Genomic DNA, 17,716 nt, shown 5'->3' with positions numbered 1-17,716 from the left:
TAAACGCTGGTACTGTAATTTTTCTTATGCTGAGAATCGGACTAAAGGGCAGTTCGATCTTGTTATAAAAAGAAGATGTAAATGTACAATGCATGGAGCATGATACATTTACATCTTTAAATACGTATATCTTAAAAAAACGTGAATGGCACTTAGTCTTTATTTTTAGGTTCTGGGATCACGATGTCTAAACCTACTTTATCTTTATAGAGCTGCTTAATTAAAGCTAAATCGTGATCGAGGTCAGTCGGGTAAATCTTACCGAAAATACCGCCTTGTTTGGTTTTTGAGTTGGCATACATTAATACAATCGGCACACCTGCTGCTTTAGCGATATACCAAAAGCCTGTACGAATCGGTTTTCGTGCTTCACCACGTTCTGCACGGGTCGCTTCTGGAGCAATGACTAAATTAAATTTTTCATTGGCTTCAAAATGCTCAACCATTTGAGTCACGATGTCTTTATTGGCTTTACGGTCTACAGGAATACCGCCAATCGCTTCAAGTACAGGTTTAAATGGACCTTTAAAGAGTTCTTTTTTAATCAGCGTGTGAATTTTAATGTCGTAAATTTGGCAAAGGGCCAGTGAAAGAACAGCATCCATCATTGAGGTGTGTTCAAAGCCGACGATCACTTGTTTATTTTCTAAAACATCAGGTTCTACGTGGTATTTCCAGCCTGCCAATTTAAATGCAGATTCGCCAATAAACTTTTTCAACATAGTCGGTGATACGGTGATTTTAAAAAGGTGTAATTTCTGCTTGTTTGGATCATGAGTCAAGAGGATTTAAGTGAGCTTTGATCTGAATTGTGCAGATATTTCAAATCGGAATAAGAAGGGCGGATTGAAGAATTATACTTTTTAGCAATAAATCGGTTAAATTTTATATAGCAAAGCTATCATCATAGATAAAAATACTCTTAAAAATTTGCTAAATATGGCTAGGCACCGTCAGAAATTCTTATTAGACTTTTGTCGTAGATTAAAATTTTTAACCTGTTGGTCTTAACTCGTTTTCTAACGGAGAACTCAAGCATGATTTATTTAACTGCTGTGTTATTCGCTGTTGCTATGTTTGCTTTGATTGTTATTTGGTCAATTGTTGAGTTTTATTTGGACTTAAGAAAGCCTGAACAGGTTGAGTCTTAATATTTGTGCTTTTAAAGTGTGAAATATATAGTATTTCTAAATGTCATGAATCAAAAAACATTTGCTTATAATGAATAAAATAATACCTTTTAAGTATAACAAATCGTGACTTTATTTAAGGGTATCTAGAACTTAAGCTTTTAAATTTTTCTTGAATGTATTTCTTTATAACCTACTTCTCGTATTAACCAATCGTAGCTTACTCAAGTTGACTTGAAGTTTTGTACGTATCTATATGTTATCTGCCATATCTTTTAAAGGCTTAGACAAACTTTACTTAGCTTTTAACATTAAAAAACCCCTCACGATTAATGCACGTAAGGGGTTGTTTTATATGGTGGGCCCACACAGACTTGAACTGTGGACCAACGGATTATGAGTCCGCTGCTCTAACCAACTGAGCTATAGGCCCTATATTCTGAATGTGTTATTTATCAACAAGTTCAGACGCAAAGCATACTAGCGAAGATTTTTTTAAAAGACAAGCCTTTTTCTTCACGGCTGCACACTAACACAACAAATTGGCTGTAGTTGCAGCAGTTGAGCTTGGATTAGACCAAAATGCACAAAGTGCCGAATCCTATCGTGATGTAAATCACGACAAAAGTTATCAAACAGTCAAAATAACCTTATAATAATGCCCATTCTTGTCAGTACCGTGCTCAACAGCGCATAGATTGGTACTGGCCTCACATTTTTAAGTCAATGTCCTACATTTATTCGGCTTATGTTTTCATTTTTATGTGTTGCACTGACACATAAGAATATTTAGGTGCCCACATGGAAATTAAGGTTAATTATCTCGATAACCTTCGACAAGAAGCCAAATTTGATGACTTCACGGTAATTGCCGACCAACCTATTCGCTATAAAGGCGATGGCTCTGCTCCCGGACCATTCGACTACTTTTTAGCGTCATCAGCATTATGTGCAGCGTATTTTGTAAAAGTGTATTGTGTAGCGCGAGACATTCCGACAGACAATATTCGTTTATCTCAAAATAATATTGTTGATCCTGAAAACCGCTACAAGCAAATTTTCAAAATCCAAGTCGAACTTCCTGCGGATATTTCAGAAAAAGACCGTCAAGGCATTTTGCGTTCAATTGACCGCTGTACGGTTAAAAAAGTGATTCAGACTGGTCCTGAGTTTGTCATTGAAGAAGTAGAAAGCATTGATGCAGATGCACAAGCTTTACTTATGCCAAATTTAGCGTCAGAAAGTACCACGTTTATACCGGGTAAAGATCTGCCACTAGAAGAAACCATTGCCAATATGTCAGGTATTTTGGCTGGTTTAGGCATGAAGATTGAAATTGCATCATGGCGTAATATCGTACCGAATGTTTGGTCACTACATATTCGTGATGCACAATCGCCAATGTGTTTTACCAATGGTAAGGGTTCAACCAAAGAAAGTGCCTTAGCCTCGGCTTTGGGTGAATTTATTGAACGTCTCAATTGCAACTTCTTCTATAACGATCAGTTCTGGGGTGAAGAGATTGCCAATGCGGACTTTGTGCACTATCCAGATGAAAAATGGTTCCAACCCGGCCCAGAAGGCGAGTTACCTGTCGAAATTTTGGATGACTACACACGTGTAATTTATAACCCAGAAAATGAGTTATTAGGCACACATCTATATGACACCAATTCAGGAAATACAGCACGCGGTATTTGTTCTCTGCCATTTGTACGTCAGTCAGATGGTGAAACAGTGTATTTCCCATCAAACTTGATTGAAAATTTATACTTGTCAAACGGCATGAGTGCAGGGAATACCTTGGCAGAAGCGCAGGTTCAATGCTTATCTGAAATCTTTGAGCGTGCAGTAAAACGTGAGATTTTAGAAGGTGAATTGGCTTTACCAGATGTCCCTGAAGAGGTTTTAGCCAAATATCCAAGTATTGTTGCAGGTATTCAAGGCTTAGAAGAACAAGGTTTTCCTGTATTGGTAAAAGATGCTTCACTTGGTGGTCAGTACCCTGTGATGTGTGTAACCTTAATGAACCCACGTACAGGTGGGGTATTTGCATCTTTTGGTGCGCACCCTAAACTCGAAGTGGCTTTAGAGCGTAGCTTAACCGAACTTTTACAAGGCCGTAGCTTTGAAGGTCTAAACGATCTACCAAAACCAACGTTTAGCTCAAATGCAGTCACTGAGCCAAATAACTTTGTAGAACACTTTATTGACTCAAGTGGTTTGGTGTCTTGGAAATTCTTTAGCGCACAATCAGACTATGATTTTGTAGAGTGGGATTTCACAGCAAAAGGTGAAAATGCCAATGCGGAAGAAGCTGCAGCGATGTTTGCGATTCTAGAAGACATGGGCAAAGAAGCGTATATGGCGGTCTATCAGCATCTTGGTGCTACGGCATGTCGTATTTTAGTTCCGGGTTATTCTGAAGTGTATTTGGTTGAAGACTTGGTTTGGGATAACACCAACAAAGCTTTGGACTTCCGTGAAGATATTTTAAACATTCATCGTCTAGATGAAGACGAGTTAGTGTCACTGGTTGAGCGCTTAGAAGAGCTTGAAGTGGATAACTACACGGATATTGTGACGCTCATCGGGATTGAGTTTGATGACAATACCGTATGGGGTCAATTAACGGTTCTTGAGCTCAAACTACTGATCTATATTGCGCTACAAGAGTTTGAAGAAGCAAAAGAGTTGGTCGAAACCTTCCTTCAATACAACACCAATACGGTCGAACGTGGTTTGTTCTATCAATGCATGAATGTGGTTTTAGAAGTTGAATTGGACGATGACTTAGATCTCAATGACTATGAACATAATTTCCGTCGTATGTTTGGTGACGAACGTATGGATGCAGTGATTGGTTCAATGGATGGCAGTCTTCGCTTCTACGGTTTAACTGAAACCAATATGCAACTTGAAGGTTTAGATCGTCATTTACGTCTGATTGATAGCTATAAAAAATTGCATGCTGCACGTGCGAAGTTTGCCAGTCAGAACGTTTAAATCTGGGCTTGTGAATAACGTTACTCATGTGATCATCTATTTGAAAAAACTCTCCTAATGGGGAGTTTTTTTGTGCGAAATTTGCTGAAAATTAATCTATATCTGTGATGTTGATATTAATAAAAATCCTTATAACTCAGGTGAATATAAGGAAGGCTTAAAAATAACCGATTATCCGAAATTGTGTCATTTTAAAGTAAAGATATTTGACTCATTGGAAAAATATGATAATAAATTAGCTATGGCGTGTTTAGGCATGTTCATAATATTTCAGGACGAAATATTCAGAAGCACATTAATAAATAAACGGGAGTTTTAACAACATGCTTCAATTATTCAGAAAACTATTTTGCATGCATATTTACGAATACGAGCAAATGGAAGAAATCGGTTCGCACAAGGAATGTCGTAAGTGCGGTGTGACAAAGTAATGCAGAGTCTAAGCCGAAAAAAAAGTGAGCGAAAGCTCACTTTTTTAATGCCGGTCAATATTGAAATCATTAAAATAGAAATACATTCACAGTTTTTATGCAGATATGAGTAAAGATTTTCAAGCCGAGCGTTATACCGTCGATGCCAATATGGCAGATACCATTGCATGGTTATTACAACATCAGGATTGCTTTGAATCTTTTCATTATGATGTGATTCAGCAGCAATTGGTGGTTCAACATGCTAATGGTCAAGACATTATTCGTGAAGGGGATTATTTAAATGCAGGCTATGGAATTTTAATAACAGCACATAACTTTGTTAAGTAAACGATATATTTTCCCTATTCATGGTGATTTAGCCATTTCATTTGTTCGCACCATCTCTTGCATTGCACTTTGATACCTATCACTGATCATTCAATTGAACTAAGCCCCGAACTTCGGGGCTTATTTTAAGCCATTTGCATGGCATCAGTTGAAAGCTGTGCAGCATTTGGTTTGGGCTGTTCAGCCACTAAACCGAGTTTGCTAAATAAAAGCTGATCTTTGCCTTCGCCTGCATTTGGCGTGGTCAGTAGTTTTTCACCAGAAAAGAGTGAATTTGCACCTGCCATAAATGCCAAAGCTTGTTCTGAATCACTCAGGGATTCACGACCTGCAGAGAGTCGAATATAGCTTTTTGGCATAATGATCCGTGCGACTGCAATGGTGCGAATCCATTCGATCACATCAAGTTTCTCAACTTCTGCAAGTGGGGTACCTTGAATAGGCACAAGGAGATTAATCGGCACGGATTCAGGATGAATCGGCAGCGTTGCCAACTCCATCAGGAAGGCAATACGGTCATCACGGCTTTCACCTAAGCCCACAATTCCGCCGCTACAGATTTTCATTCCAGATTGGCGAACATAGTCTAGCGTCGTTAAACGGTCATCATAGCTACGCGTGCTAATGACATTGGGATAATACTCACGAGAGGTATCGAGGTTATGGTTGTAATAATCTAAGCCTGCCTCATGTAGGCGCTCTGCTTGAGACTGATTCAGCATGCCAAGGGTCATACAGGTTTCAAGTCCCAGCGCTTTGACTTCACGCACCATTTCTAGCACATAGGGCATGTCCCGTTCATGTGGATTGCGCCATGCAGCGCCCATACAAAAACGTGAAGAACCTGAAGCAAGCGCAGCTTTCGCTTCATTGATGACTTTTTCCACAGCCATGCGTTTTTCGGCTTCTAATCCAGAGTCATAATGTGCGGACTGAGAGCAATATTTACAGTCTTCAGGGCACTTACCAGTTTTAATCGAAAGTAAGGTGCTGACTTGAATATGATTGGCTTGGAAATATTCACGGTGAATGGTCTGTGCTTGGAATAATAAATCCATCAATGGTTGTTGATACAACTCTTGTATTTCTGGGTGTGTCCAGTCATTTCGGTAGCTCATAAATGATCCATATTTTCTGCCTAATGCAGATCATCATACGTAAAATTTGCAGACTTCCAAGACTATTTTGTAACATTGAAAGTTGGCTAAAGTACATTGAAATGACTTTTTCAAAGAACTTTTGATATTTAAGATGCTTGCAAAGTTATGCTAAATGACAGCACAATCGCTGCAATGTTTATTTTGAGCTAAAAAATTAATTTTCTTGGATTACGTCACTAAGTTTTAGCTTAAATGAAAACTTTGTAAGGATCTGGAAAATAGAGAATAAAAGTCCTTAAAGCATTTTTGAGTTTTGTTCTGCAATTGCCCAATCAATATGAACTTGCACAATCGCGTCATGTTTTTCGCGAGAATTTTTTAATGATTGCACAATATTTGAACTGTATGGTGCATTGCCTAAGCCAATGGCGATATTTCGCATAAAGCTTTGATAGCCTGTTCGTCGGATAGGACTGCCTTCAGTACAGCTTAAAAAAGTGGCCTCATCCCATTGCCAAAGATCTAATAAACTCACTTGGTCGAGGCCATGACGTGGATAAAAGTCCTCAATTTGAGTTTTATGCGCAAAGCTATTCCATGGACAGATAAGTTGACAGTCATCACAGCCAAACACACGGTTGCCAATGCCACGGCGTAATTCCTCAGGAATAATACCTTTGTATTCGATGGTTAAGTAGGCAATGCATTTACGTGCATCTAACATATAGGGCTCAACGATGGCCTGAGTTGGACAGATATCAATACAGGCTGTGCATGAACCACAATGTTTGGTTGCCGGCGAATCAAAAGGCAAATCGAGTGATGTAAACAGCTCACCTAATACAAAAAATGAGCCTGATTTTTTATGGATCAGTAAGGTGTGTTTGCCTGTCCAGCCCATGCCTGCATTTTCAGCTAAGGATTTTTCAAACACTGGTGCAGAGTCGGCAAAGGGTCTAGATTCAAAATCTCCGATTTTTTCACGGATAATATTCGACAAGGTTTTTAAACGACCGCGCATGACTTTGTGGTAGTCACGACCTCGTGCATAGCGTGCAATGATAGCTGCATTTGGTTCATCTGGAACATAACGTGGTTTAGGGGTTTCGACCAAATAATCCATGCGGACACAAATGATACTGCGGGTGCCGGGGACTAAAAGTGCAGGATTGGCACGTTTTTCAAGGTTTTCCTCTAGAAATTTCATATCGCCATGATAACCACGTTCTAAATATTCTTTAAAACGAGGGAGTTCCTCTTGAGCATCTGGCTTTGCGATGACACAATCAGAAAAACCTAAATTTAAGGCTTGTGCTTTAATCCATGCTTTTAGGGTTTCTGGATCATATTGATCGACAGGAATTTTTTGTGCAGGAGTTGAGGCGGCCATAATCATAACAAGGAAAAACAATGCGTCTGCAAGTTTACCATAGCCCTGTTTATCTTAGCCAAAGTATTCAAGCTTGGGAGCAGCGTTGGTTTGCTCAGCACAATAGCAGTTATGGTCTGATGCAGCAGGTTGCATGGTCGATTGCTCAGCAACTCATTCCAATGTTAAAGCAGCAAAATTTAAAAAATATTGCCGTATGTTGTGGGCAGGGCAACAACGCGGGAGATGGCTATCTTACAGCGCAATATCTACAGCAAGCTGGCTTTCATGTTGACATCTATGCCGCTGAAATAGCGACATCGAAAGACTTACATTCTGCGGTACAGGAAGCGATAGATCACAAGCTCAAGATCTATACACATTTTGATTTTCAGCGTGACTATGATGTTTATATCGACGCATTATTTGGTATAGGGCTCAATCGTGAACTTTCTAGCGAATGGCAAGCCATTATTCAACGATTGAATGCATGCACGGGACTCAAAGTTGCGATTGATATTCCAAGCGGTTTACATGCTAATACAGGGCAGCCTTTACCCATCGCATTTCAAGCTGATTATACCTTTACGGCATTGGGTTTAAAAGCAGGGTTATTTACAGGTCAAGCGAAGGAATATGCAGGTGAAGTTGCGGTGATGGCATGTATACCGACTGATGCAGAGCTAGAGCCACTTGCGTATTTGTCGCCGCACAAAATCACTTTACCTGCACGTCAAGCTTTTGGTCATAAAGGCAGTTATGGCCATGTTTTGGTGGTTGGTGGGCATGCTGAAATGGGTGGGGCGGTGATTATGGCTGCTGAGGCAGCATTCCATGCAGGTGCAGGAAAGGTCACGGTTGTTTGTGATGCACGGCATCACACCGCGATTTTGGCGCGCGCACCGAATATTATGCTACGCGATATCAATGCTTTAAATACAGAAACGATTCAGCAACTGATCGATCATGTTGATGCGATTAGCTTTGGCATGGGGCTTGGTCGTGACGATTGGGCACAACAGCAGTTTCAGTCATGGTTTCCATTGATTCAGCAGTCAACCTTGGAAATTATTTTGGATGCAGATGCCTTATGGTTTCTAGCTGAAGCACCTAAAAATTTGAATGCACGAACCTATGCAACGCCACATCCGGGTGAAGCTGCGAAATTATTGGATATTACTACTGCTGAAGTTGAAGCAGATCGTATACAAGCAATTCAGTATTTAAAAGAAAAATTTCAAGGTCAATGGGTGCTTAAAGGCGCAGGCAGCTTAATACTTGAAGATCAGCTTTGGATTTGCACCGCAGGTAATGCAGGAATGGGTACAGGCGGTATGGGAGATGTGCTTGCAGGGATGATTGCAAGTTTAAAAGCACAATTTCATCAGCAAATTCATCTGCACGAAATCGTAAGCCTGCATGCTTTAGCAGGTGATGTATTAGCGAAGTCGGGGATGCGTGGTTTGCAAGCACAGGATATGGCCCAAGCGGTTTATCATATGGTTAATCATTCAGGAGTTGAAGACTAAAATGCATGCGGTTAAATTGCGAATTCAAGGTAAAGTGCAGGGTGTTGGCTACCGTCGTTGGTTTGAGCAGCAAGCGCTTGCACTTTATAGGAACTGAAAACGCCATTCATAAAATACTGAAACACAGTCTGGTGGGGCCTTTACGAGCAGACGTAACTAAAATCGATCAGCTAGAAATTCCAATGCATGAATTAGACTATAGCGGTTTTAAAATGATCCGCTAAATTTGATCACTAGATTGAGTGGGCTTTTGAAAACTGTCTGAACTACTGATCTATATGAATTGACGATTTATTTATCGACGTCGAGTGCTTACACGACTTCGACCACGAGCCATACCGCCTAAGGCATTCAGTACTGCCATTTTACTCATACTCCCGGACGCATGCGCATGACAAATTGCGGCAGCCAAAGCATCGGCTGCATCCTGCTGGGGTTTGATGCTTAGGTTCAGAATGCGCATAACCATCATTTGGACTTGTTCTTTATCTGCAGCACCATAGCCGACCACAGATTGTTTGATTTGCCGCGCAGTATATTCAGCGACTTGTAAATCTAAATTGGTTAAAGCAGCAATAGCAGCGCCACGTGCTTGGCCTAGTTTTAGGGCTGAGTCAGGGTTTTGAGCCATAAAGACTTGTTCAACAGCAGCTTCAGTAGGCCCGTGAAACTTTACGATGCGATCAATACCAGCAAAGATACGTTTTAAGCGTTCAGGCATTTCTGTTGTTTCGGTACGAATGGTGCCAGCATCGACAAAACGTAGTTTAGAACCATCCTTTTCGATGATGCCGTAACCAGTTAGGCGAGACCCAGGGTCAATACCGATAATTAATGACATGTTTGCCCTATTTGCCCTTTAAAAATAAAATAATGCCCATATTGTTACATAAGCGTGTCAAAAAAGCTTGATAGTGATTGAGCAGTTGAACGCAACACCTTAAATTAATTTACTGAGATTTGTTTAATTTTCATGAAATTATTTCTTCTGATTTTAGCAGGCTTGATCCTGGAAGTGTTTGTCTGGATCGGTGTGGGCGACCTCGTCGGCAGCATGTGGTATGTCTTTTTCTGGTTCGTGGCGGCCTTCTTTATAGGGATGAATATTATCCGTAAATATTCATCAGGTCTGATGCCTCAAATGCAGCAAATGCAAGCAGGTCAAATGAGTAATGATCCAGCTTTAACTGGAAATTTACCAAAAATTTTGGCTGGTTTCTTATTGCTGTTACCGGGTCTAATCTCAGATATTATGGCATTACTTATTTTGATTCCACCTGTACAAAATGCCATGAAAGCAGTCATGATGAAAACAATGATGAAGCGTCAGCAAGCCATGATGGAAAAAATGATGGGTGGCATGATGGGCGATATGGGAGGCATGGGCGGTGCTCAGGGTCAGAACCCATTTGCAGATATGATGCGTCAAATGCAAGATATGCAAAATCAGCAATCAGGTCGTGATTCATCCGTTATTGATGGTGAAGCTCGTGAAGTGACGCCAGATGCGAAACAAATTGAACTGAAAGATGTCAATAAAAAATAATTAACTCAGTATGAAAGGCCGAATGTGTATTCGGCTTTTTTTTGCATGAATTTTGATACAGCCTAAAAATAAACCTTGTGTTGCCAACAAAAAAATTGAACAGGCGATATAATCTTCACGTTTTAATTCAAATGAATCAGCTTGCATGTCACTGTTATTCACCATCTGCGCGCTACATTTTATTGCGCAGTTGAGTCCCGGTCCAGACGTATTATTAATTGCTAAAAGTGCAGCATCAACAACCCGTGCAAATACCTTAAAAATTATTGCGGGGATCTCTGTCGGGATTGTGGTGTGGGTCGTTTTAACCTTATTGGGCTTTACGGTTCTGGTCGAGCAATTTCCATGGATACAACAAGTTTTAATGGCTGTTGGTGGATTTTTCTTAGCGAAAATGGGTTGGGCGATGTTTAGTGGCGGGCTTAAAAGTTTAAATCAAACAGCCAATTTAGAAGATGGGCAGGCCTTAAGTCAGCAGAAAACTGAAAATTATTTTTTATTAGGTTTATTTACGAATTTAGCCAATCCGAAAACACTGATTTATTTTAGTAGTGTGTTCTCTCTGGCGTTGAGTTCATCAGCCAGTAGCAACCTCAAAGCACAGCTTGCTGTCATCATTCCGATTCAAACCTTTATTGTGTTTAGTCTGTTTATGATGATTATGTCTTTGCCTAAAATTAAAGCACTCTACCAACGTTCGGGTAGTTATATTGATGTGGTTTCAGGGGCGTTATTTTTAATTTTTGCGATTTGGCTGTGGTTCGACGCAATTAGAATGTTCAATCTTCAATAGCTGCAAACATATTGCTGTCAGCAAAGCGAAAGCCAAGTATTAAAACTTGGCTTTTTTTATGTCCAAGTTCTATTGCTCTGGATTGGTTTGATCTTGGTCTTTAGATGGTGCTGTATTTGATGGATCTTGTGCAATATCGGTGGTTTCAGCATGATCACGATAACGGTTTGGCTTGAGGGTAGTTTCGGTATTTTCAGAGCCTTTGTATGATCGGCTACGATTGGCGCGTTCACGTAAACCGCCTTTTTTGATTAACTGCACCATCATCTAGAACCTCATTGCTATCGCCATAGTTTAAAGAATTTTCCTCGTGAAGATAAGTAAGCAGGGCGATGCAAGCGCATAAAAAAGCCTGAAATCATTCAGGCTTTCATCATTTTAATTTCTCGCTTTGAATGACTTTAAAGCAACTGGATAATAGCGCTTAAATACGGATTGTATGATATTTAGGCATTGCCAGCCTGTTCATAGGGCTATATTTGGCTGTTGTAAAAAAGCTTAATTTTTACCATCCTGCTTGAGTACTTCAAAGATGTTGAGTTGGGTTGTCGCTTCAGTATCGTGCTGTTGCAAATACACTTGAACACTCTTAAATAGAATGGCAACAGCCAAACAACTGAGTATGCAAAATATCCAAAAGCCATATGGGCTACGGATATTATGCGAGCCACATTCGGAACATTCTTTATCGCTTGAAGCCAATACTTTATTGCAACAAGCACAGTGATATTGATAGTGCATTGCGTTTCTCCATTTAGTCGAATTTGACCAACATTCTTGTTGTTATTGTCAACCATCAATCCGTGATGATTGTTTTATCTTAATGTGCAAATAAGCTGCTGTACAAGTTTTAAACGGTTTGTTTTGCTCATTATTGTGTAAGTGAAAAGCGTCAGAGAGTTAAATATTTGTTTTATTAATAATTTATAAATGAAACAAGACATGAATTTTCAGTCATAAAAAAAGCCAGTTCGAAAACTGGCTTTTGCTGTTCTGTTTAAACTGAATTATTGACCCGAACGGATGATGTAATCAAAAGCAGACAATGATGCTTTCGCGCCTTCACCTGTAGCAATGATGATTTGTTTGTACGGTACTGTTGTACAGTCACCAGCAGCAAATACACCTTTTACATTGGTTTCATTGCGGTCGTTAATTACGATCTCACCACGGTTTGAAAGTTCTACAGCTGTTTCTTTTAAGAAATCAGTGTTTGGTAACAAACCAATTTGTACAAAGATACCTGCCAATTCAATCGTTTTGATTTCATCTGTTGCACGGTCTTTGTAGTTCAATGCAGTCACTTGTGAACCATCACCGACTACTTCTGTAGATAATGCATTCATGATCACAGTGGTGTTCGGTAAGCTATTTAACTTGTCTTGAAGGACTTGGTCAGCACGAAGCTTGGTATCAAACTCAACAAGTGTTACATGTTCTACAATACCAGCAAGGTCAATCGCCGCTTCGACACCTGAGTTACCACCACCTATGACTGCAACACGTTTACCTTTAAACAATGGACCGTCACAGTGTGGGCAGTATGCAACACCACGAGTACGGTATTCTTGCTCACCTGGAACATTCATCTCTCTCCAGCGTGCACCTGTTGAAAGAATCACTGTTTTAGATTCAAGTTTTGCACCATTCTCTAAAGTTACTTCAACTAGACCATTGGCTGTTTGATCTGCACCTTTGATGTCTGATACACGTTGCAAGTTCATGATGTCCACACCGTACTCACGTACATGTGCTTCCATTTCAGCAGCAAACTTAGGACCTTGGGTCTTTTGAATCGACGTGAAGTTCTCAATGTCCATAGTATCCATGACCTGACCGCCCATGCGTTCAGCCACGATACCGGTTTTAATACCTTTACGTGCTGCATAGATTGCAGAAGTATTACCTGCAGGGCCACCACCAATCACAAGGACATCAAATGCTTCTTTGGCATTTAGCTTTTCAGCATCTTTTGCAGCAGAGTTGGTGTCTAATTTGGCAATGATTTCTTCCAAGGTCATACGACCTTGACCGATGTGATTGCCGTCTTGGAATACCATCGGTACAGCCATGATTTTGCGTTCTTCCACTTCTTCTTGGAAGAATGCACCATCAATCATGGTTGCAGTTGTGCCAGGGTTGTAAATTGCGATCAAGTTTAGTGCTTGAACTACGTCAGGACAGTTATGGCAGCTGAGTGATACAAATACATCAAAATCAGCTTTAAGACCTAAACCTTTAATGGTATTCAGTACTTCGTCAGAAACTTTCGGTGCATAACCTGAAGTTTGTAGCAAAGCTAGAATCAAAGACGTGAACTCGTGGCCCATCGGTAGACCTGCGAAGAATACGCGTGGTGTTTCACCTGCTTTTGCAATACCAAAGCTTGGCGCACGGCTGTTGTTACCGTCAAAACGTGCAGTCACTAAATCAGATAAAGCAGCAACTTCAGTCACCAATTCTTTAATTTTGTCTGATTTGTCCGTGCCGTTTAAAGTTGCGACGATTTCAATCGGGCCTTCAAGGCGTTCAAGTAAGGTTTTTAATTGAGCAGAAGTATTTTGATCTAACATTGCTAACGTCTCCAGAGGAGTAAATTTATTTGATGAGAGAATGATAGAACAAACCATTAAATAGGTGAAACGGTTTGTTTTTATAAAATTAATCGGTTTTACAAATCAAGTGATTAAATTTCTTTCTAAATCATAAGAATATACCGATGTGAATGCAGTCAATATTGGGCCATTATCGAGAAATGCAAGTTAAATAGTGGAAAAATAAATGAATTCATCGCGCTTTAAGCAAGACAATGCTAGAGTCAACCCTATTGTATTGAGAACTTTTTAAGGAAATGACATGCAGGTTAAGAAAGGGATTTATCAGCATTATAAAGGTCAGTTGTATCAAGTCTTTCATGTTGCAACACATAGTGAAACGCGTGAAAAAGTTGTGGTCTATCAGTGCTTGTATGACGACTATTCCATGTGGGTCAGACCCTTAGAGATGTTTATGGAAACCGTTGAAATTGATGGTGAAGTAATTCCACGTTTTAAGCTGATCCAAGAAACCCACTAAGTAGATATTTAGTACTTCAATTTATAAATATGAATGAAATAGCAAAAGGATAGAATCATAAGCATGGATGCAAATTTTAAAAACTATACGCAACAACTCTATGCAGACTTTAGTGCTCACGATGCTGCGCAAAATCACCGACTTGCGCGTTACCGAAATATTGAGCCTGAGTCTGCACTGTTTTTGGCTATGCAAATTCGCTTAAAACAAGCCAAACAAATCTTGGAAATTGGAACATCTACAGGCTATTCCACGCTGTGAGCAGATGCTGCGCAGTCTACACAAGGGCGGGTCGAAACCATTGAAATTGATGCAGCGCGTATCGAACAAGCTAAACAACATGCGGCAAATTTAAGCTTAGCCGAATACATCGAATTTCATCATGGCGATGCACTGCATTTTTTACAGCATTCAAATCGTCGTTATGACTTCATTTTATTAGATGCAGAACGTGATGCATATGTGGCGTATTGGTCATATTTAGCTGAATTGATACAAGTTCAAAATGGCGTGTTGATCGTGGATAATGTGCTATCACATGCCAATGAGGTCGCTGAATTTATCCAACGTGTTGAAGCGGATGATCGTTTTATCAGTACGACCTTAAATGTGGGCGCAGGGCTCTTTATGGTGACTTGGCGCAACTAAAAATCAGGGCATTCAGCCCTGATTTGATCGAATTTTTTTTAATTAGTAAAAATACTGTTGCTATAGCGCTGAGCTTGTAGCGGTTTAACCCTGTAAGCTTACTCGTGAAAAATGTAGATCATATTCTAAATATTTGTGGACAAATGCCGTTTTATCACTACATCGAAGTAAATTATCATAAATAAAAGGTGAAACTGGATAAAAGAGATCCCCAGAACCATTCGCATAAAATATTTTTAAGTAACGTGAAGAAGAACTGTATTTCCAAGAAGTTACAACAGTTGTTGTCATAAGCCACCCCCTTATTGCGTTGTTATAGTCATACTGCAGTTAAAGGTTTATCTCTTTTGAAATTAAGACAAATTCGGGGCGTGGAGTATTGCAGAATTGTTAAAAAATAAAGTTTTATCTCACATTTTTTTCATTTCTTTATCAACTAATTTGATAAAAATATTGCCAGTTCAAATAAATGTCATAAGTGTCATTCTCCCATATTAGTGTAAGGAGAGTTAAAAACTACGGCATTGTTCTGATTTATTGCCTTTGACTTGGTTGTTGCTGCCATTAATTGAAAAAGCATTTTCAAGACAAATCAAATTACCTGCGATTTCATTATTATTTAGCACAATATTGCCATTATTTTTCTTTAATTTGAGGTCGCCTGAAATTTGGTTATTGAGGAGTTGGATGTTTTTCCCAGTTGTAAAATCGACATTGCCACTGATATTGTTATGATTGGCAATGATCTTGGTAAAGTTTTTATTCGATTCAATATTGCCTTTGATGTGGTTGTCATGCAGTTCAACACTTGCACCATTTTCTAAAATCACATTGCCATGAAGAATTAAACCTTCAAGCTGACAATTTTTTTTGACTTTAATATCTTCACGAATACTTTGGTTTTTAATTTCACCTTCGCAGTTCATGGCAGCAAAAGTTGTAAACGAACATAAAATTAAACTGATCGAGACGAAATATTTTTTCATGGGCTTACATCTTCCTGAAATAAGCAATTGACCTAAAATTCATGTTAAAAATACTGAAATACTGGCAAAGATGTAAGCCTAGACAATCGGGTTTGCTGCGCATTTTTATTATATTTGTGTAAGCTCTAACTTGATGAATATCTACAGATATGTAGAAAGTGCTAGTACGTTAAAGTTGTATGAATAAAGTGTGAACTGCGTAGGGTGTATAGAGGTATATACTCGCAGATAATAGGCATAAAAAAACCACGCTAAAAGCGTGGTTTTTGAATCAGTTCAATCTAATACAGATTAGATTTTACCAACTAGGTCGATTGAAGGAGCAAGAGTTGCGTCGCCTTCTTTCCATTTAGCTGGGCAAACTTCGCCTGGGTGAGCGTGTACGTATTGAGCTGCTTTAACTTTACGAAGAAGTTCTTGAGCATCACGACCGATACCACCAGCGTTGATTTCAACGATTTGGATTTTACCTTCTGGATCGATAACGAAAGTACCACGATCAGCAAGACCGTCAGCTTCGATTAATACATCAAAGTTTTTAGCAAGAGTCCAGTTCGCATCACCAACCATTACGTATTGGATTTTTTTGATTTCTTCTGAAGAATCGTGCCAAGCTTTGTGAGTGAAATGAGTGTCAGTAGAAACTGAGTAGATTTCAACACCTAGTTTTTGGAATTCTGCATAGTTGTCAGCAAGGTCACCAAGTTCAGTTGGGCAAACGAAAGTGAAGTCAGCTGGGTAGAAGAATACAACAGACCATTTACCTTTAAGATCAGCTTCAGTTACTTCGATGAATTGACCATTTTGGAATGCTTGTGCTTTAAACGGTTTAACTTCAGTATTAATTAAGCTCATCATTGTCTCCATGATTGAGGTTTGTTTTTGATTTCCAATAGGGTACAGAAATTTTGCTTATTGCTGAAATAGTATTTTTACATAACTAATATCGGAAAATCCGAATTAGTACACTCCAGAACTATTTCAGCAATAACGATTATTTATCATTATTTCATTCGATATAAGCCATATCAATGCCATATAAAGTTGAAAGTAAAATGACAAAATCATCTTTTTAAAGTCTGTAACCAACATGATGCTTGTGGCATAAGATTTCAAGGGTGATCTCTAAAAAAGTTATAAAAAATATTTCAAATTATAGAATTTGTTCATATAAGATGGCATGAACATAAAATGATTCCAGATTTGATCAGGTGCTTAGTCAATTTTTTCGTATCATTGCCATTCTCAGTCTTGCACTTGCATCACTATGTATTCTTAAAGTTGAAGACACAGGTACAAATTTATGTATCTATGAATACTTGCAACCTAAAAAAGCGACCTATTTTAATGAACTATTTGGAACTTCATCAGATGATCCTACGCTATTGAGTACCATGGGAATCGTTGGAATCTTCTTTTTTTTTCCCACTGTTGCTATCATTTAGACGTGCTTGGTATGTGGTTATATTATGGCTATATGCGATTTTTCAATTCATCATCATTTTAATGATAGAAACTGCTTCAATTTCAAAAATTATCTATGACAGTATTGTTTATTGTCATAATGGTTGGTTGTTCGCATGGGTGATCGGGCAGAGCATATTTATTGTTTTTAGTTTCGTTTACATTTTCTATGGCACTGAAACTAGGGTCTGTTGACATTTGTTGATTAAAAAAATAGCGAGATAGTAAAATTAAATCGCCAAACCCAATTTTACACTCGCTATGCCTCGAACAATGCTAAATGATCAACACTGGTCCAAGTTACTTGCT

At 39.1% G+C, this 17,716-nt stretch carries 17 protein-coding genes, 1 tRNA gene and 1 pseudogene; 8 read left to right on the top strand and 11 right to left on the bottom strand.

The window, feature by feature from the left end:
- Nucleotides 1-152: 152 nt before the first annotated feature.
- Together FTU79_RS11015 and FTU79_RS11010 are read right to left on the bottom strand one after the other, a co-directional pair.
- Nucleotides 153-722 (bottom strand): 1-acyl-sn-glycerol-3-phosphate acyltransferase, encoded by a 570-nt coding sequence (locus FTU79_RS11015; RefSeq protein WP_078189041.1) that lies wholly within the window; start codon nt 720-722, stop codon nt 153-155.
- 764 nt (nt 723-1,486) lie between these two features.
- Nucleotides 1,487-1,563: transfer RNA gene (locus tag FTU79_RS11010), tRNA-Ile, on the bottom strand.
- Nucleotides 1,564-1,931: 368 nt separating this feature from the next.
- Here FTU79_RS11010 and FTU79_RS11005 point away from each other — a divergent pair.
- Nucleotides 1,932-4,136 carry an OsmC domain/YcaO domain-containing protein gene (locus FTU79_RS11005; RefSeq protein ID WP_180050068.1) on the top strand — a complete coding sequence of 735 codons (2,205 nt, stop codon included), beginning with the start codon at nt 1,932-1,934 and terminating at the stop codon, nt 4,134-4,136.
- A 536-nt stretch (nt 4,137-4,672) separates the two neighbouring features.
- Nucleotides 4,673-4,897: a hypothetical protein gene (locus FTU79_RS11000; protein ID WP_180007368.1), complete on the top strand. Its 225-nt coding sequence runs from the start codon at nt 4,673-4,675 to the stop codon at nt 4,895-4,897.
- 125 nt (nt 4,898-5,022) lie between these two features.
- On the opposite strand, the gene bioB is transcribed toward FTU79_RS11000, so the two are convergent.
- Together bioB and queG are read right to left on the bottom strand one after the other, a co-directional pair.
- Complete coding sequence (bioB, locus tag FTU79_RS10995) at nt 5,023-6,015, bottom strand: biotin synthase BioB (RefSeq protein ID WP_180007367.1); 993 nt, start codon at nt 6,013-6,015, stop codon at nt 5,023-5,025.
- 277 nt (nt 6,016-6,292) lie between these two features.
- Nucleotides 6,293-7,387 (bottom strand): tRNA epoxyqueuosine(34) reductase QueG, encoded by a 1,095-nt coding sequence (gene queG, locus FTU79_RS10990; protein WP_111885754.1) that lies wholly within the window; start codon nt 7,385-7,387, stop codon nt 6,293-6,295.
- Between the two features lie 20 nt (nt 7,388-7,407).
- On the opposite strand from queG, the gene FTU79_RS10985 reads away from it, so the two are divergent.
- Complete coding sequence (locus FTU79_RS10985) at nt 7,408-8,895, top strand: NAD(P)H-hydrate dehydratase (protein ID WP_180050065.1); 1,488 nt, start codon at nt 7,408-7,410, stop codon at nt 8,893-8,895.
- Nucleotide 8,896: 1 nt separating this feature from the next.
- On the top strand, nt 8,897-8,992 hold the full coding sequence (locus FTU79_RS16740) for an acylphosphatase (protein ID WP_180050062.1): 96 nt from the start codon (nt 8,897-8,899) through the stop codon (nt 8,990-8,992).
- Nucleotides 8,993-9,190: 198 nt separating this feature from the next.
- Here FTU79_RS16740 and ruvC read toward each other — a convergent pair whose 3' ends face one another.
- Nucleotides 9,191-9,736 (bottom strand): crossover junction endodeoxyribonuclease RuvC, encoded by a 546-nt coding sequence (gene ruvC, locus FTU79_RS10975; protein WP_078189034.1) that lies wholly within the window; start codon nt 9,734-9,736, stop codon nt 9,191-9,193.
- Nucleotides 9,737-9,868: 132 nt separating this feature from the next.
- On the opposite strand from ruvC, the gene FTU79_RS10970 reads away from it, so the two are divergent.
- Together FTU79_RS10970 and FTU79_RS10965 are read left to right on the top strand one after the other, a co-directional pair.
- Nucleotides 9,869-10,441, top strand: a complete 573-nt coding sequence (locus FTU79_RS10970) for an FxsA family protein (RefSeq protein ID WP_078192890.1) — start codon at nt 9,869-9,871, stop codon at nt 10,439-10,441.
- A 145-nt stretch (nt 10,442-10,586) separates the two neighbouring features.
- Nucleotides 10,587-11,234, top strand: a complete 648-nt coding sequence (locus FTU79_RS10965; protein ID WP_180050059.1) for a LysE family transporter — start codon at nt 10,587-10,589, stop codon at nt 11,232-11,234.
- Between the two features lie 69 nt (nt 11,235-11,303).
- On the opposite strand, the gene FTU79_RS10960 is transcribed toward FTU79_RS10965, so the two are convergent.
- The 3 genes from FTU79_RS10960 to ahpF all read right to left on the bottom strand — a co-directional run bounded on the left by FTU79_RS10960 (nt 11,304) and on the right by ahpF (nt 13,807).
- Nucleotides 11,304-11,498 (bottom strand): hypothetical protein, encoded by a 195-nt coding sequence (locus tag FTU79_RS10960; protein WP_168379657.1) that lies wholly within the window; start codon nt 11,496-11,498, stop codon nt 11,304-11,306.
- 234 nt (nt 11,499-11,732) lie between these two features.
- Nucleotides 11,733-11,975, bottom strand: coding sequence for a hypothetical protein (locus FTU79_RS10955; RefSeq protein ID WP_078192893.1), 243 nt, complete (start codon nt 11,973-11,975; stop codon nt 11,733-11,735).
- Nucleotides 11,976-12,241: 266 nt separating this feature from the next.
- Nucleotides 12,242-13,807, bottom strand: coding sequence for an alkyl hydroperoxide reductase subunit F (ahpF, locus tag FTU79_RS10950; protein ID WP_180050056.1), 1,566 nt, complete (start codon nt 13,805-13,807; stop codon nt 12,242-12,244).
- 283 nt (nt 13,808-14,090) lie between these two features.
- Here ahpF and FTU79_RS10945 point away from each other — a divergent pair, with 283 nt between their 5' ends.
- Nucleotides 14,091-14,309 (top strand): DUF1653 domain-containing protein, encoded by a 219-nt coding sequence (locus FTU79_RS10945; protein WP_180010283.1) that lies wholly within the window; start codon nt 14,091-14,093, stop codon nt 14,307-14,309.
- Between the two features lie 57 nt (nt 14,310-14,366).
- Nucleotides 14,367-14,957 (top strand): annotated as a pseudogene (locus tag FTU79_RS10940) (O-methyltransferase).
- A gap of 84 nt (nt 14,958-15,041) precedes the next feature.
- Here FTU79_RS10940 and FTU79_RS10935 read toward each other — a convergent pair.
- The 3 genes from FTU79_RS10935 to ahpC form a co-directional block, all read right to left on the bottom strand.
- Nucleotides 15,042-15,248 carry a KTSC domain-containing protein gene (locus FTU79_RS10935; protein WP_078189026.1) on the bottom strand — a complete coding sequence of 69 codons (207 nt, stop codon included), beginning with the start codon at nt 15,246-15,248 and terminating at the stop codon, nt 15,042-15,044.
- A 218-nt stretch (nt 15,249-15,466) separates the two neighbouring features.
- On the bottom strand, nt 15,467-15,943 hold the full coding sequence (locus FTU79_RS10930; RefSeq protein WP_180050053.1) for a hypothetical protein: 477 nt from the start codon (nt 15,941-15,943) through the stop codon (nt 15,467-15,469).
- A gap of 291 nt (nt 15,944-16,234) precedes the next feature.
- A complete protein-coding gene (ahpC, locus tag FTU79_RS10925) occupies nt 16,235-16,798 on the bottom strand; it encodes an alkyl hydroperoxide reductase subunit C (RefSeq protein WP_078193727.1) in 564 nt (187 codons plus the stop codon).
- Nucleotides 16,799-17,716: the final 918 nt, after the last annotated feature.

The sequence above is a fragment of the Acinetobacter sp. YH12144 genome (assembly GCF_013418345.1).
GTDB lineage: Bacteria > Pseudomonadota > Gammaproteobacteria > Pseudomonadales > Moraxellaceae > Acinetobacter > Acinetobacter amyesii.
This window is presented reverse-complemented; position numbering and strand designations above follow the sequence as displayed.

What these genes read in the sequence shown, in the direction of transcription:
- FTU79_RS11015 (WP_078189041.1), bottom strand. Translation starts at nt 722, where the DNA reads ATGTTGAAAAAGTTTATTGGCGAATCTGCATTTAAATTGGCAGGCTGG.
- FTU79_RS11005 (WP_180050068.1), top strand. Translation starts at nt 1,932, where the DNA reads ATGGAAATTAAGGTTAATTATCTCGATAACCTTCGACAAGAAGCCAAA.
- FTU79_RS11000 (WP_180007368.1), top strand. Translation starts at nt 4,673, where the DNA reads ATGAGTAAAGATTTTCAAGCCGAGCGTTATACCGTCGATGCCAATATG.
- bioB (WP_180007367.1), bottom strand. Translation starts at nt 6,015, where the DNA reads ATGAGCTACCGAAATGACTGGACACACCCAGAAATACAAGAGTTGTAT.
- queG (WP_111885754.1), bottom strand. Translation starts at nt 7,387, where the DNA reads ATGGCCGCCTCAACTCCTGCACAAAAAATTCCTGTCGATCAATATGAT.
- FTU79_RS10985 (WP_180050065.1), top strand. Translation starts at nt 7,408, where the DNA reads ATGCGTCTGCAAGTTTACCATAGCCCTGTTTATCTTAGCCAAAGTATT.
- FTU79_RS16740 (WP_180050062.1), top strand. Translation starts at nt 8,897, where the DNA reads ATGCATGCGGTTAAATTGCGAATTCAAGGTAAAGTGCAGGGTGTTGGC.
- ruvC (WP_078189034.1), bottom strand. Translation starts at nt 9,736, where the DNA reads ATGTCATTAATTATCGGTATTGACCCTGGGTCTCGCCTAACTGGTTAC.
- FTU79_RS10970 (WP_078192890.1), top strand. Translation starts at nt 9,869, where the DNA reads ATGAAATTATTTCTTCTGATTTTAGCAGGCTTGATCCTGGAAGTGTTT.
- FTU79_RS10965 (WP_180050059.1), top strand. Translation starts at nt 10,587, where the DNA reads ATGTCACTGTTATTCACCATCTGCGCGCTACATTTTATTGCGCAGTTG.
- FTU79_RS10960 (WP_168379657.1), bottom strand. Translation starts at nt 11,498, where the DNA reads ATGGTGCAGTTAATCAAAAAAGGCGGTTTACGTGAACGCGCCAATCGT.
- FTU79_RS10955 (WP_078192893.1), bottom strand. Translation starts at nt 11,975, where the DNA reads ATGCACTATCAATATCACTGTGCTTGTTGCAATAAAGTATTGGCTTCA.
- ahpF (WP_180050056.1), bottom strand. Translation starts at nt 13,807, where the DNA reads ATGTTAGATCAAAATACTTCTGCTCAATTAAAAACCTTACTTGAACGC.
- FTU79_RS10945 (WP_180010283.1), top strand. Translation starts at nt 14,091, where the DNA reads ATGCAGGTTAAGAAAGGGATTTATCAGCATTATAAAGGTCAGTTGTAT.
- FTU79_RS10935 (WP_078189026.1), bottom strand. Translation starts at nt 15,248, where the DNA reads ATGACAACAACTGTTGTAACTTCTTGGAAATACAGTTCTTCTTCACGT.
- FTU79_RS10930 (WP_180050053.1), bottom strand. Translation starts at nt 15,943, where the DNA reads ATGAAAAAATATTTCGTCTCGATCAGTTTAATTTTATGTTCGTTTACA.
- ahpC (WP_078193727.1), bottom strand. Translation starts at nt 16,798, where the DNA reads ATGAGCTTAATTAATACTGAAGTTAAACCGTTTAAAGCACAAGCATTC.